Origin of the sequence: Variovorax sp. dw_954, from assembly GCF_018449755.1 — a bacterium.
GTDB lineage: Bacteria > Pseudomonadota > Gammaproteobacteria > Burkholderiales > Burkholderiaceae_C > Variovorax.
The window spans coordinates 12,724-27,470 of record NZ_JAAVVD010000036.1 but is presented as its reverse complement, the minus strand read 5'-3'; the positions used below and the strand labels follow the sequence as shown (position 1 = coordinate 27,470).

General features: G+C 63.9%; 11 protein-coding genes. 4 read left to right on the top strand and 7 right to left on the bottom strand.

All coding sequences use genetic code 11. The features are described from left to right. Window positions 1-35: 35 nt before the first annotated feature. The gene (locus HB681_RS34420) at window positions 36-521 is read left to right on the top strand and encodes an Lrp/AsnC family transcriptional regulator (RefSeq protein ID WP_213959384.1); all 486 of its coding nucleotides are present in this window, start codon (window positions 36-38) and stop codon (window positions 519-521) included. Between the two features lie 9 nt (window positions 522-530). On the opposite strand, the gene HB681_RS34415 is transcribed toward HB681_RS34420, so the two are convergent. Then, window positions 531-2,384 carry a CotH kinase family protein gene (locus tag HB681_RS34415; protein WP_213959383.1) on the bottom strand — a complete coding sequence of 618 codons (1,854 nt, stop codon included), beginning with the start codon at window positions 2,382-2,384 and terminating at the stop codon, window positions 531-533. Window positions 2,385-2,610: 226 nt separating this feature from the next. Here HB681_RS34415 and HB681_RS34410 point away from each other — a divergent pair, with 226 nt between their 5' ends. Together HB681_RS34410 and HB681_RS34405 are read left to right on the top strand one after the other, a co-directional pair. Then, complete coding sequence (locus HB681_RS34410; protein ID WP_213959382.1) at window positions 2,611-3,369, top strand: basic amino acid ABC transporter substrate-binding protein; 759 nt, start codon at window positions 2,611-2,613, stop codon at window positions 3,367-3,369. A 5-nt stretch (window positions 3,370-3,374) separates the two neighbouring features. Continuing rightward, a complete protein-coding gene (locus HB681_RS34405; protein ID WP_213959381.1) occupies window positions 3,375-4,142 on the top strand; it encodes an amino acid ABC transporter permease in 768 nt (255 codons plus the stop codon). A gap of 4 nt (window positions 4,143-4,146) precedes the next feature. Here the strand turns inward: HB681_RS34405 and HB681_RS34400 are convergent, their stop codons facing one another. The 5 genes from HB681_RS34400 to HB681_RS34385 form a co-directional block, all read right to left on the bottom strand. Continuing rightward, window positions 4,147-5,379, bottom strand: coding sequence for a class I SAM-dependent DNA methyltransferase (locus HB681_RS34400; protein ID WP_256735210.1), 1,233 nt, complete (start codon window positions 5,377-5,379; stop codon window positions 4,147-4,149). Next, window positions 5,274-5,609 (bottom strand): type I restriction-modification system subunit M N-terminal domain-containing protein, encoded by a 336-nt coding sequence (locus HB681_RS38525; protein WP_256735209.1) that lies wholly within the window; start codon window positions 5,607-5,609, stop codon window positions 5,274-5,276. The genes HB681_RS34400 and HB681_RS38525 overlap by 106 nt, the downstream gene beginning before the upstream one ends. After that, the gene (locus HB681_RS34395; RefSeq protein WP_213959380.1) at window positions 5,606-7,567 is read right to left on the bottom strand and encodes an RNA-binding domain-containing protein; all 1,962 of its coding nucleotides are present in this window, start codon (window positions 7,565-7,567) and stop codon (window positions 5,606-5,608) included. Before HB681_RS34395 ends, HB681_RS38525 begins: the two co-directional genes overlap by 4 nt. 135 nt (window positions 7,568-7,702) lie before the next feature. Beyond that, complete coding sequence (locus tag HB681_RS38860; RefSeq protein ID WP_213959379.1) at window positions 7,703-9,217, bottom strand: restriction endonuclease subunit S; 1,515 nt, start codon at window positions 9,215-9,217, stop codon at window positions 7,703-7,705. After that, the gene (locus HB681_RS34385) at window positions 9,214-12,006 is read right to left on the bottom strand and encodes a type I restriction endonuclease subunit R (RefSeq protein ID WP_213959378.1); all 2,793 of its coding nucleotides are present in this window, start codon (window positions 12,004-12,006) and stop codon (window positions 9,214-9,216) included. The genes HB681_RS38860 and HB681_RS34385 overlap by 4 nt, the downstream gene beginning before the upstream one ends. 91 nt (window positions 12,007-12,097) lie before the next feature. Between HB681_RS34385 and HB681_RS34380 the strand changes: the two genes are divergently transcribed. Continuing rightward, the gene (locus tag HB681_RS34380; RefSeq protein WP_213959377.1) at window positions 12,098-13,720 is read left to right on the top strand and encodes an MFS transporter; all 1,623 of its coding nucleotides are present in this window, start codon (window positions 12,098-12,100) and stop codon (window positions 13,718-13,720) included. A 40-nt stretch (window positions 13,721-13,760) separates the two neighbouring features. Here the strand turns inward: HB681_RS34380 and ltnD are convergent, their stop codons facing one another. Continuing rightward, window positions 13,761-14,705: an L-threonate dehydrogenase gene (ltnD, locus tag HB681_RS34375; RefSeq protein WP_345944804.1), complete on the bottom strand. Its 945-nt coding sequence runs from the start codon at window positions 14,703-14,705 to the stop codon at window positions 13,761-13,763. Window positions 14,706-14,747 lie beyond the last annotated feature (42 nt).

Genomic DNA, 14,747 nt, shown 5'->3' with positions numbered 1-14,747 from the left:
CGTCCCAGAAAGGATCTTTCTTAAAATGCCAGTCTATGGAAAGCATTGACAAGTTTGACCTTGCGATACTGCAAGAACTGCAGGCCGATGGACGGCTCACCAATGCCGAGCTGGCATTGCGCGTCGGCCTGTCCGCTGCGCCGTGCTGGCGCCGCGTGCGGGCGCTGGAGGAGGCCGGTTTCATCAAGGGCTATCACGCCGAGATCGACCGCCACATGATCGGGCTGGGCGTGCTCGCTTTCGTGCGCGTCGACGCCGAACGGGTGCAGGGCGACGCCACGCGAAAGCTGGAGGAGGCGATCCGCAAGTTGCCCGAAGTGGTGTCGTGCCACTACATCAGCGGCACCGGCACCTTCGAGTTGCAGGTGGTGGCGCAGGACCTCGACACCTTTTCAACCTTCGCGCGCGAGCATTTGATGAACCTGCCGAACGTCAAGGACCTGCACACCAGTTTCTCGCTCGGCGAGGTGAAGGCCAGCAGCGCGTTGCCGCTGGGGCACCTGGCGCCGCCGCGTCGGTGAAGAAAGCGACTACGGCGCGTTGTCGAGCTGGACGTTCATCCATCCGGCGCGGCCGCTGAGCCAGTCGACCAGGTATCTGAGTTCTCCGGCATAGGAGCCCTTCACCACGGCGTTGGGCCAGACCCAGGTGTCGAGGATGGGCCAGCGCGTGAAGTTGCGGGCTTGCGGCTCGGCCAGGGTGGCAGCCGTCGCGAAGGCGAAGTCGCCAAGGTCCGGCAGCCGCCCGGCGAGATAGCGCCACCGGACCTGCATGTGGCGCTGGAACTGCTCGTCCTGCAGCAGTCGCTGGAAGTAGGGGTTCTGGTGGCGCGTCCACCAGCCTTCGATGGCGTCGTTGCCGTTGTAGTTGATGTTGCCCGCCGCGATGTCGAAGTCCCACACGGGGCCGAAGTGCAGCCGGCCGTCGCGCGGACGATAGGCAAAGGTGCTGGAGTTGAAGCCGTCGTTGTTGCGGAAGAGTTCGTTGATCAGGTACAGGTCGATGAGCGAGTCGGCATCGAGGTGGGCGTCATAGCCGGCCTGCGGATCCTTGAAGCTGGTGCTGTACAACTCCCCCTCCATGCGGTCGACGAAGGACACGAGGTTCGGCATCTGCGCAGGGGTCATGTCGGACTTCACGGTGTACGGCACGCCGGCCTGGCTGTAGTACCAGAGGACTTCATCGAGCCGCCCATCGATCTCGAGCAGGAAGCCCATGCCGGGGTCGACCGCCTCGGTGGCCGGCTCGCCGATGTTCACCCGCGTGTCGGCCACCTCGACCAGTTCGCTCAATTGATAGACCCCCACGTAGTCGCCATTGAGGGTCAGCTCCACGTAGCGTTGCCCCGGCGTGTAGTCCATGCCGAGCATGCGGCTGAGGCAGGCGGCGAGGGCGTTGCGCATCAGCGTCTTGTCCGCGTAGTTGGCAAGCAGCGCCCAGTTCTTGCTGGCCGGCAGGCCGAGCAGCGCCGCCTTCTTGCCCAGCTTGAGGCGATAGGGCTTCTTGGGCATCAATTCCCAGGTGCTGTTGCCGCGGCCGCGGATGTCGGTGGCGACCGCCGTGTCGGCTCCCTCGATCTGCAGGGTGGCGGGAACGTAGGTCACCTTCGAGTCGATCGGGGCAGCGTCCCGGGTCCGGATGCTGATCGGCGTCACCGGCTGCGCGGCGCAGGTTTCAGGCTGGACCTGGTGCAGCGTCTCGACACGCAGCGTCCTCGGCGCCACGGTGTGCAGCAGGTTGCCAGTGGCGGGGTCGATGTAGGCCGCCAGAACTTGCCGGGCGGCGCGGGCAGCCCCGGCGGTGGCGGCCTGGATGTTCATCGGGGCCGACCCGGTCATCAGCCTTGTCGTGGCGCTTGCCAACGCGGGCAGGACGGCCATGCCGATTCGACGGGCCGTCACATCGTCCGGGTCATGGATGTCGATCGTCGATGCCAGGCCGAGCCATGGCGTGGGCATGGGCGGAACCGCGCCGCCTGTCGGCGCGCGCAGGGCGTCGAGGGTCGTCAAGGCACTGATGACAGTGACCGGCATCGGACGCGACGCCAGCCGGTACGCCTCCTGCATCGCGCCGGTCGCATCGAAGCCGGCCGGAATCCTGGCCACGAGAAGCGGAGGAGGCGAGGTGAGCGCGGTGCGGGCCGCCAGCGTCAGCGAGAAGTTGCCGGCGGCATCGGTGGTGATGGCGGGCTCCGCCGCGCTACAGTCGAAATCGCCATCCACATCGAGGCAGACCTGGATACCCGCAGCCGGTATGGCAACATCGACCCGGCCCGAAAAGTTCCGGATCGCCTCGACGGATTCACCAAGCTTCGCGGTGCGAACGGCCTGACCTGCGTCCACCGCCACCGGCGCCGCGCTTGCCGCATGCGGAAGGCCGCCCATGCTGGCGCTCCCCCCTCCGTTGCCGCCACCACCGCACGAGGCCAGCACAGTGCACCCCAATGCCAAAACAATCACGTGAAATCGTGACATATTCGATCTTCTCCCTGAATAATTTTTGGTACGGCAGGGATTAGACATGATCGTTCCAGGACCGGCGATGCGTTTTCCAGCGTTTTGCCTGCCCTCACGCAATTTCCAAGCACCAACATTTCAATCGGGAGACGAAATGAACCCCCTTCGCCGCGCACTCGCGCTGGGCCTCGCAGCCGCCACCCTGGCTTTCGGCGCGCAAGCGCAGAACCGCGAACTCACCGTGGCCTCCAGCGCCACCTACGCACCGTTCGCGTTCGAGAACAAGGACAAGCAGATCGTCGGCTTCGACGTCGACATCATCAATGCCATCGCCAGGAACCAGGGCCTGAAGATCAAGCTGGTCAACACGCCCTGGAGCGGCATCTTCGCGGCGCTCAACAACGGCGATGTCGACCTGATCATCTCGGGCGTGACCATCAACGAGAAGCGCAAGCAAAGCTACGATTTCTCGCCCTCGTACTTCGCGGCCAAGCAGTTGATCGCGGTGCCCAAGGCCAGCACCGTGGCGTCGCTGAAGGACCTGGCCGGCAAGAAGATTGCCGTGGTCAACGCCTCGACGGCCGATGACGTGGTCTCGCGCGAGTTCGGCAAGACCAATGCGAACATCCGCCGCTTCGAGAGCACGCCGCTGATCATCTCGGAACTGGCCGGCGGCGGCGTCGATGCGGCCGTGGGGGACAACGGCGTGATCGCCTACCGCGTGGCGCAGAACGCGGACCTCAAGACCGTCGACGACAAGTCCTTCCCCGAGGAAGGCTTCGGCATCGTCGTGAAGAAGGGCGACAAGGCGCTGCAGGACAAGCTGGCCGCGGGACTGGCCGCGATTCGCGCGGACGGCAGCTACAACACGATCTACAAGAAGTGGTTCAACAAGGACCCTAACGCCCGCTGACCGCCATGGAACCCATCGTCTGGTTCGGCTGGTTCCGGGTCGACATCCTCCTGGAATACAAGGACCTGTTTATCCAGGGCGCATGGATGACGCTGCGCATGACCGTGGTCTGCGTGCTGCTGGGTTCGAGCTGGGGCTTGTGCCTGGCCATTGCGCGCCTCGCGAATGCCCGGCATGCGCCGTGGACCTGGGTCACGCGCTACTTCCTGCGCTGGCCGTCGACGGTGTACGTGAGCTTCTTCCGGGGGACGCCGCTGTTCGTGCAGATCCTGCTGATCCACTTCGCGGTGATGCCGGTGTTCATCCATCCGACCAGCGGCCTGCTGATCACCGGCGAGCTGGCGCGCGAACTCAAGCAGGAGCACGGCGCGCTGATCTCCGGCATCGTGGCGCTCACGTTGAACTCGGCGGCCTACATCTCGGAAGTGTTCCGTGCGGGCATCCAGTCGATCTCGAAGGGGCAGGTGGACGCAGGCCGTTCGATCGGCTTCACGCCGGCGCAGGTGATGCGCTACGTGGTGCTGCCGCAAGCCTTCCGGCGCATGTTGCCGCCGCTGGGCAACAACGCGATCTCGCTGCTGAAGGACACCTCGCTGGTGTCGGCCATCGGACTGGCGGAACTGGCCTATGCGGCGCGCACGGTGGCCGGGGCATATGCGCGCTACTGGGAACCTTACCTGGCGATCTCGCTGATCTACTGGTTGATGACGCTGGCGCTGGCGACGATGCTGCGGCGGCTGGAGCATCGGCTGGCGCGCAGCGACCGGGGTTAGGTGTTCAAGAGCGCGCCAGCCCCGCCGCCACATCCCTGAACGAGGCCAGCGCCGCTTCGAGGTGATCGATGATTTCCTGTTGCAGCACGTCAGGCGGCGGCAGGTCATCAAGGTTGTCGAGGCTGTCGTCCTTGAGCCAGAAGATGTCGAGACTGGCCTTGTCGCGCGCCACCAGGTCGGCGTAGCTGAAGTACTTGAAGCGCTCCGATTCGACCCGCTCATGACGGTTGTCGGGGCGGTAGCTTGCGATGAAGTCGCTCAGGTCGGCGGCGGCCAGCGGCCGGGTCTTGAGCGTGAAGTGCTTGTTGGTGCGCAGGTCGTAGATCCAAACGCCTTGGGTGTGCACCTTGCCGTCGGCAGGCTTCTTGTCGAAGAAGAGCACGTTGGCCTTGACGCCCTGCGCGTAAAAGATCCCCGTGGGCAGGCGCAGTAGCGTGTGCACGTCGCAGGTTTCCAGCAGCTTCTTGCGGATCTTCTCGCCGGCGCCGCCTTCGAACAGCACGTTGTCGGGCAGAACCACGGCCGCCTGCCCGGTCGTCTTGAGGATGGTGACGATGTGCTGGAGGAAGTTGAGCTGCTTGTTCGACGTGGTTTGCCAAAAGTCCTGCCGCTCGTAGGTCAACGCGTCGCGGTCTTCCTCGCCTTCGGCATTGGTGATCGTCATGCTGCTCTTCTTGCCGAAGGGCGGATTGGCCAGCACGTAGTCGAAGCGCTTCTCCGGCGCGGAAATCAAGGCGTCGGCGCGGTCCACTGCCGGCTCGCCGTCCAGTTCACCGACGTTATGCAAGAACAGGTTCATGAGGCACAGCCGGTGTGTGGCCGCGACGATTTCGTTGCCGAAAAAAGTCTGGTTGTGCAGGAACTCCATCTGCCGAAGATTGAGCTTGTGACCGCTCTTGCTCGCCAGCCAGTCGTATGCGCCGAGAAAGAACCCGCCCGTTCCGCAGGCCGGGTCGGCAATGGTCTTCATCGGCTGCGGGCGCACACAGGCCACCATCGCCTCGATCAGCACGCGCGGCGTGAAGTACTGGCCGGCGCCGCTCTTGGTGTCCTCGGCATTCTTTTGCAGCAGGCCTACGTACAGGTCGCCCTTGGTGTCGGCGTCGAGGCTGATCCAGTTCTCGGCGTCGATCAACTGCACCAGGCGCGACAGCTTGGCCGGGTTCTGGATCTTGTTCTGCGCCTTGAAGAAGATCGCGCCGAGCATGCCGGGCTTGCTCGCCAGTTTGTGCAGCAAGGCGAGGTAGTGCGCTTCCAGCGGTTCACCGGTCTTGCTCTTGAGGCTGGGCCAGTCGAATCCCTTGGGATGTTGGTGGGGCGCTCATAGGGCGGCTGCGCGTATTCGTGCGCCAGCTTGAGGAACAGCAGGTAGGTGAGTTGCTCGAGGTAGTCGCCGTAGCCCACGCCGTCGTCGCGCAGGGTGTGGCAGAAGTTCCAGATTTTCTGGACGAGGGAGGAAGCGTTCATGAATTCGGCGTGGATTGGTGTGGGTCGACCGTCGTGTAGGCCTGCCTCGGATCGCTCCTGGAGGGAAACGCGGTCTTTAGACGTCCTTCGTCGACCAGCGGATTGAGCGTCCGTTTGAGCAGGTCATCGGGATTCCTGTTGAGCAAGCGCGCGAGTACACGGCGGCCCAGGAACCGATCTCGACACAAAGCGAAAACTACCGCACGCAGAGCGGCTTGTGCGGTGCGGGCCTGCTGACTGACCGGCCGCGCCAAGTCCGCGAGCTCACGTTGGGCGGCTTCGCTGAGTTGCTCCCAGTCAAGGTACAGCGTTCCGAGCTCCGGGCGCAAGGTGTCAAGCTGTGGAGGTTGGGAGCTTAGCTGTGGAGGTTGGGAGCTTAGCTGTGGAGGTAAGGGCGCCAAATCCTGTGGCAGCAACCCATTCTCAGCACCAAACAGCTGTGCGCTGCGCCGGTCCTGCCACGGAAGGAAATACACCATTCCCCGCCCCACGCCGTTCGACACCAGCAAACCGTCCTTGACCAATCGTCCCAGCATTTTGGTGATGTCCGAGGGATGGTCGGTGCAAATCTCGCGAAAGCGTGGATGGCTCAACACGCCTTCTGTCGCTGCGGTCACCAGCGCCAGCCGCTCCGGCTCACTCAGGTTGGCAAACCTTGCGCCCAGATGAGCTTCGAGTTCGGCGACCGCATCGGCAGGGAGCAGACTCGCCATGCGCAGCTCCATCAAGGTCTGTTCCGGCTCATAGAGCTGGTACAACACCGGTCGACGCCAATGCTGTCCCGCCCAGTTGTGATAAATCTTGGGAAGCCCTGACTCCGCGTGATCCCCATAGCCAACCAACTGGAACATCGTCTGCAAACGTCTATTGCGACAGTCGCTGGTGCCTCCGGCCATCGCTTGCGCCAAGGGTATGCGCAGCAGTCCCGGATTGCGAAAACCGAACATGTCCGGACGCTTGACCACCAAAACAGAGACGCGCCCGGAAAAGTCGGCGTGAATAAGCGTGTTCACGAGCGCCTCACGCAATGCCTCGTGCACTGGCGTGTCCTCGATACGCTGACCATCCTGCAATTGAAACGGCACCTTCAACTCTGCCGTGAGTTTTTGATAAACCCTGCGGAAAAAGTCGTAGACATTCCCCGACCAACTACCGTCCGGTACCAAGCGATCGATCCAACGTCGTTCGGTCTTGGCAACTGCTCGCTCCTGGTAGTCCACCATGTAGTTTGGCAAGGCATCCCGAATCACCTCTGCGCGGCCAAACATCAGCAAGCCCGCCAAGCGCAGACCCGACGAGCCATCGTCCCGGTTTCTGCCAAAGGCGCCGATGCGTTCCAGAAAGTCCATCACCGACAGATCGGCCCATACGTGCCCCGGCTTCACTGCAGAGAATCTGTTGCGATACGCAGCCACCGTCTCCATATCGAGGTCGGTGAGATCAAAGCCTTTCAGGATCCGATCGTCGCGTGAGTCTTCGACCCGTTCGGCCAGCATGCGCCGGACAGCTTCGTCGTCGGCAAGGTAGTCGCCCTCGTACCGACGCAGATACGTGCCGCCGAACGGATTGCTACCCAGATGCACGGGCTTGTTCTGTCGAGATGCGCGCGGCACCTCGATACGCAACACCGTTGCGCCCTCCACCTGCACAGGCTGTACGTTCTGTTCGACCAGCAGGTTGACGCTGATCTGTTTGCGGTTGTGCAGGTTGTCCCACAGCGCCTTGCGCACGCGCTCCGCGTCCTTGATGCCCACGGCCCGAAAACGCCCGCGCGGCTTCTCCTCGATGCCGAGCCAGACCACGCCGCCCTCGCCGTTGGCCATGGCGCTGTAGCTCTTCCAGAAGTCATCGGGCAGTTCGCCGCGGCCATCGCGGCCTTGGGCCGCCTTGCACTCGACGTCCACGCTTTCCGCAAGCGTGGCGATGTCGTCGACGGTCAACTGTTCGGGGCTGTTCATGGTGCGTCGGAAAATCCTGGGCTCGTCATTTGTTCCCACGGCGTAATGACAATCTGAACTTCGCGTTCAGCATGTTCGCCGAGGTCGATTCGCCACGGCCTATGACGAAATCATTTGGCTTGGACGCATCCGCTCTCATGACGATGCCTGGGCCTTGCGGCCACGTTTCGCAATTGCACCGACTCGTGCCGCCCGATCAGCGCGAATGCGCTCCAACAGCACGCTGGCTGGTTCGTCGTTCGGGTCTTGGGGGACGAGTTGGCCGGAGAAGGCGGCTTGGAGGATGTTCTTGCGTTGGGCGGCAACATAGCGACTCGCACCGAGAATCTGCGTCTCGATGTCCGCAATGGCTTCAAGAGACACCTCGAATTGCTTGAGAATTTCTTCTTGCTCCGACAACGGCGGAAGCGGGACGAGAACAGCCTCCAACTGCTCGAAGCTGAGATGCGGTCGACCCGCACCATAGTTCATTTCGCGAAACTGCCTTTGCCCATGCTCCGGGCTATTCAAGACGGCATTGACGAACTCAGACAACGCCGCATTCGCAAGACGTATCAGCGCGACGCTCTGACAAACAAAGTGATCTTCGACTTCGTCAGGCACGCGGCAAGATTGCCCCGTGTTCGCTCCGACGATAGTGACCAGCAAGTCATCTTTTCTAATTGCCGAACGTTGCCGATCGCGATTTCCTTCGGGCGGATCTACGAATTGCCTAAACGAGAAATCTGGCCGCCAAGGCCGTACGTTTTGCGCCATGACGAAAGTGCAGCTTCCGCGATCGAAAAAGGGTGCCCAATCGCGCGAACCGCTGGTCAATGTTTCGGTCAATTGGCCCAGCGTTGACCAAGCCCAACCGCGTGGCAACTCGGGGAGTGTCAAAGGGTTGGGTAGCCAAGGCTCCGCATAGAGGTCTTGCCAACCCTTCTGCGCCGCCTTCCCTTGCGCCTCGAACTTCGCAAGCTGCTTGGCCTCCCAACGCGCGCGGCGTTCGCGCAAGATGCGTTCCAGCAGTTGTGCGCCGCTTTCCTCCGGTTCGCCATGCTGTTCGCGCCACGCCTGTGTGAGCCGGCCCTCCACGGCGGCCTTGAGTAGCGGCTGGCGGTATTGCGCGAGCTTCTTTTGCGCGGCCTTGAGTTCGGCCACGCCGGCATCGAGGTCGGACAGCAGTTCTTCGAGTTTGTCGACGATACGGGCGTGCTCAGGGCGCGGCGGAACGCGAGTCTCAAAAGCACCAATATCGCTTGGGCGAACGGCTGGGTATAGCGCTCCCTGAACGACAGCACACATCGCATCGACGAAATGCTGCGACTGGACAAGGAAATAGAGGTACTCCGGAACCATCCACTTTGACCGCAAGACATGAAAGCCAGTCGATCCAATAGCTTCATCCAAGGAGGTTGGAACAATGGCTACAGCGTTCAAGTTCGGTCGCGTCATCGAGACCAATACATCGCCAGTCTTGAGGCGCTGCCTTGCCCGGCTCGGCGCGGCGTCTACGGCAATCGTCTGCGCGGCAGCAATGGTCTTGCGTTCGCGGTCAATGCTCCCTATGTCCACATAGACGAAGACCTCCGAGCGGCTTGGTCCACGTTGCTCACCCAGTTCATCGGCAATTTCGCCTAGGGCCATGAAATTCTCGTCGCTCTTCACGCCACCAACTCCATATTCATCTCATCCATCAACGGATCCAGTTGTTCCCCAAATACCCCCCAAGCCTTCTGCAACCCACCCTTTGCCGCAAACGCCGCGTAATTGAAATGCCCGCGCTCGATCGCGCAGCTTGCCGCGATGTGATCCTTCATCAGCCGCAGCCAGTCCATCTGCTCGGGCGTGAAGGCGGTGGCGCGCTGCGCGTTGTGGCGAAACACCCAGTCGGCGAAGCGCTTGTCGACCTCATCGGCAAAGGGCCGCAGTTCAGCTTGTTCACCCTCGGCCGCGCCCATACCTGACGCAAAGCGAACGAGCGAGATCAGATCGGTGAGCTGACGCTTCTGGTCCGCGCCCTTCACTTGGCTCGCGTGCACGCGCGCATAGGCGCTCCAGAGCCGCTCGGTGGTCAGCATCAGCGGCGGGCGGCTCAGGTGGTCGTGCAATTCCTCGATCATCTCGAACGTCAGAGCGCGGCGCTGATAGGGCTGCTGGTAGAAAAAGCCCAGCGCCGCGATCTCGTCGCGGTGCGTGGCAAGGTACTCGCTGAAAGTCTGGATCACCTTGCGCGCCTCGTCTTCGGCCTGCGCGCTGTAGCCCGCAAAAGCCACCTGGTCGAGGTTGACGTGGTCGATGAGTTGCTCACGCTCGCCCCGGACGCCTTCGATCTGGTCGCGCAGTTCAGGTGCATCGAAGGGCAGGCAGGCGGCGGCAACGCGCTGGTTGCGCGCTTCCTGCAATTCACCTTCAGTAAGCGTGCCCTCGATGCGCGTGATGCCGCGCACCTGTGCCGTGGCCAGCGCGGTGGCAACGATGCGATCGGGGTCCAGCGCCACCAGCAGCGCCTTGCCAAGTTCGCCGACTGGCACGCCGCCGGATGCCTTCTCGATGCGCTTCTGCGCCTTCTCGTCGAGCTGCTTGGCCAGACGCACCAGCCGGTTGGCCAGGCTCAGCACGGTGTCGTCATCGCGGTGGCCCATGGCCACGCCTTGCAACAGGTCCTTGAGCGGCATGCCGGGCTTCTTCTCGAGCGGGCGGCTTTCGGTCTTGAGCGATTTCTCCACGCCGACCGCATCGATGAGCACGAAGCGGGTCTTGGCGCTGTCGGCGCTGTTGCTCACGCGTTGCAGGTCGTCGAAGCCGAGGCTGCGCACGCCGCGGCCCTTCATCTGCTCGTAGTAGCCCTTGCTTCGCACGTCGCGCATGAAGAGCAGCACTTCGAGCGGATTCACGTCGGTGCCGGTGGCGATCATGTCCACCGTGACGGCGATGCGCGGGTTGTAGTCGTTGCGAAAGTTGCTGAGGATGGTGTCCGCGTCTTCCTCGGCCTTGTAGGTCACCTTCTTGCAGAATGCGTTGCCCTGGCCATAGACCTCGCGCACGATCTGGATGATGTCGTCGGCATGGCTGTCGGTCTTGGCGAAGATCAGGGTCTTGGGCACTTCCTTGCGGGTGGGGAAGATGGTGGTTTCCAAGGCCGTCTTCATGGCCTGGATGACCTGCCGGATCTGGCTGGGGTTGACGACGGAGCGGTCGAGCTCCTTGCCCGTGTAGGCGCTGTCTTCCTCAGTTTCGGCCCAGCGGCGCTTTCGGGTCTGGCGGTCGCGGTGGTCGACCCACTCCCTGGCGGCGAGCAGCGCGCCCTTCTTCGTCACCTCGGTTTCGATCTCGAACACGTCATAGCCCACGTTCACGCCATCGGCCACCGATTGCTCATAGGTGTACTCGGCGACGATGTTTTCTTTGAAGAAGCCGAAGGTGCGCTTGTCAGGCGTGGCGGTGAGGCCGATGAGGAAGGCGTCGAAGTAGTCGAGCACCTGCATCCACAGGTTGTAAATGCTGCGATGGCACTCGTCGATGACGATGAAGTCGAAGGTCTCCACCGGAAGGTCGGGGTTGTAGCGCACGACCTTGGCCTGCCTGGGCGACTGCTGCACTTCGTTGAGCGACACGTCTTCGGCCGATTCGTCGATGGGCTCGCCCGACAGCACCGAATACATGCGCTGGATGGTGCTGATGACGACCTGCGCGTGCGGGTCGATGGTGCTGGAGGCAAGGCGCTGCACGTTGTACAGCTCGGTGAACTTGCGGCCGTCGTCGGGCGGCGTGTAGGCCATGAATTCCTGATGGGCCTGCTTGCCGAGGTTGCGGGTGTCGACCAGGAACAGCACCCGCCTGGCACCGCCGAACTTCAACAGGCGATACACCGAAGTGATGGCGGTGAATGTCTTGCCGGCGCCCGTCGCCATGTGGACGAGGGCACGCGGCTTGTTGAGGGCGAGGGATTTTTCAAGTCCGGTGACGGCACTGACCTGGCAATCGCGCAGGTTGCGCTCAGGCAAAGCAGGCATCCGGGCGACGAGGCGACCGCGCAGAGTGTCCGGATGCGACAGCATTTCCGCCAGGTACTCCGGGCGAAAGAAGTGGAAGAGTTCGCGCGAGCGCGGAGCCGGATCACGCCCGTCCGTAAAGCGGATGACCTGGCCTGTGCTCTCGAACAGGAAGGGCAGGGGCTCCGCCTGCATCCGCCATTTCAGTGCGCTGAAGGCGTAGCGGGCGGTCTGGTCCTCGACGAAGGTGAGGATCGTGTGGTCCGGCTTCGCCTCGATCACGCCGATGGCCTTGCGGTCGAGAAACAACGCGTAGTCGGCCGGGCCCGTGTCGGTGGGGTACTCCCGCACTGCCACGCCAAGGCCGGCGCCCAGGTTGAGTTGCTTCATGTCCTGCAGCACCCATCCCGCGGCAACCAGCTTCTGGTCGATCTGTTCGCGGGCTTTGGCTTCTGGCGTCATGGGGCCGAATTGTCGACGAGGCGGGAGCACCCGCGCCGAGGGTTTCCTTGCAATCACGGCCCACAGGATCGAGCGGATAACAATAGCCCCTATGCCACCCATCTCCATCGAGGACGCACCGCCGCAGCCGCTGCGCCCGGCGCCTGCGCGCATCGGCGCCCTCACGCCACTCAAGCTCCCCGTCTTCCGCATGCTGTGGAGCACCTGGCTCATCGCCAACATCTCCATGTGGATGAACGACGTGGCGGCGGCCTGGATGATGACCACGCTGACCAGCACGCCGATCTGGGTGGCGCTGGTGCAGTCGGCCTCGACGCTGCCGGTGTTCCTGCTCGGCCTGCCGAGCGGCGCGCTGGCCGACATCCTCGACCGGCGGCGCTGGCTGATGGCCACGCAGTTCTGGCTCGCCTTCGTGGCGATCGTGCTGTGCGCCGCGGTGGCGATGGGCTGGATGACGGCGCCGCTGCTGCTGGCGCTGACCTTTGCCAACGGCATCGGGCTGGCACTGCGCTGGCCAGTCTTCTCCGCGATCGTGCCGGAACTGGTGCCGCGCACGTACCTGCCCGCCGCGCTGGGGCTCAACGGCATCGCGATGAATGCCTCGCGCATCATTGGTCCGCTGGTGGCGGGCGCGCTGATCGCGAGCTTCGGCTCCTTGTGGGTCTTCGTGCTGAACGCGGTGATGTCGGTGGCCTCGGGCTTCATCGTGCTGCGCTGGCGGCGCGAGCACACGCCCAACCCGCTGGGCCGCGAGAAGCTCATCAGCGCGATGCGCGTGGGCGTGCAGTTCGTGTGGCAGTCGCAGCGCATGCGCGCCGTGCTGACGCGCATCGCGATTTTCTTCCTGCACTCGACCGCCCTGCTTGCGCTGCTGCCGTTGCTGGCGCGCGGACTGAAGGGCGGCGATGCCGGCACCTTCACACTGCTGCTGGCGGCGATGGGTGCGGGCGCGATCATCGCGGTGCTGTTCCTGCCCAGGCTGCGGCAGGGCTACGAGCGGGACCAGCTGGTGCTGATAGGTACGGTGGTGCAGTCGATTGCAACGGGCATCATGGCCATTGCGCCCAACGTGTGGGTCGCGGTGCCGGCCATGATGTTCGGCGGCGCGGCGTGGATCACGGTGGCCAATTCGCTGTCCGTCTCTGCGCAGCTCGCGTTGCCGGACTGGGTGCGCGCACGCGGCATGTCGACCTACCAGATGGCGATCATGGGCGCGACCGCCATCGGCGCCGCGTTCTGGGGCCAGATCGCCACCGTGTCCACCTTGCAATTGAGCCTGTGCATCGCGGCCGGGAGCGGCACGCTGGTGATGCTGGTGGCGCTGCGACTGGTGCGCGACCATGGCACGGACGACGACGTGAGCCCCGCCCAGCCCGGCTGGAGCAAGGCGCCCGCGCATCCTGCGCCAGGCGAGGGCCGCGTGGTGATCAACGTCGAGTACATCATCGACCCCGCACGCGCGGCTTCCTTCCTCATCGTGATGCACCAGACGCGCCGCACGCGGCTGAGCGAAGGCGCGATCGACTGGGACCTGCTGCACGACATCGCGCAACCCGGGCGCTACGTGGAGCAGATCGTCGACGAGTCATGGACTGAGCACCTGCGCCGCTTCAACCGCGCCACCGCCGCCGACCTGGCGCTGCGTGAGCGGCGGCTTGCATTCCACCACGGCGAGGACCCGCCGGTGGTGACGCGGTACGTGGTCCAGAGATAGCGCCCGCCCCGGAGCTCCGCGGCACTGAGTAAGTGCGCCGCTACGACGCCTTCTTCGGCAGCTCGATCCCGGGGAAGATCTTGATGACGGCGCTGTCGTCTTCCTTGGCGAAGCCCGCCGTCGAGGCCTGCATGAACATCTGGTGCGCGGTCGACGACAGCGGCAACGGGAACTTGGTCGCGCGCGCCATGTCGAGCACGATCCCCAGGTCCTTCACGAAGATGTCGACGGCCGACAGCGGCGTGTAGTCGGCCGCCAGCACGTGGGCCATGCGGTTCTCGAACATCCAGCTGTTGCCGGCGCTGTGCGTGATGACCTCGTAGAGCGCCGCCGCATCCACGCCTTCGCGCAGGCCGAGCGCCATGGCTTCGGCGGCTGCCGCGATGTGCACGCCCGCGAGCAACTGGTTGATGACCTTGACCTTGCTGCCGGCGCCCGCCTTGTCGCCGAGCCGGTAGACCTTGGCTGCCATCGCGTCGAGCACCGCGCCGGCCTTGGCATAGGCCTCGGGCCTCGCGGCGGTCATCATGGTCATGTCGCCGCTGGCGGCCTTGGCCGCGCCACCGGAGATCGGCGCGTCGATGTAGAGCAGGCCCTTGTCGGCCAGCCTCGATTCGAAGGCGATCGACACGTTCGGATCCACCGTCGAGCACATCACGAACACGCTGCCAGGCTTCATGCTGGCCGCGACGCCGCTGTTGCCATCCGCGCCGAACAGCACGCTTTCGGTCTGCGCCGCATTGACGACGACCGACACCACGATGTCGCAACCCGCGCCGAGTTCGGCCAGGGTGGCGCAGGCATGGCCGCCGTCCTTCGCGAAGGCTTCTGCCACGCCAGGGCGCACGTCGAATACGTGGAGGGCATGGCCGGCGCGGCGCAGCGATTGCGCCATGCCGCCGCCCATGGCGCCGAGGCCGATCAATCCGGTGGTGGGGGTCGTCATTGGTACATGTCTCCTGGAGGGACACCGATGATGACGCATGAAACCGGATCCGGCGCGAGCAAGAGAAGCCGCTCCGCAGGT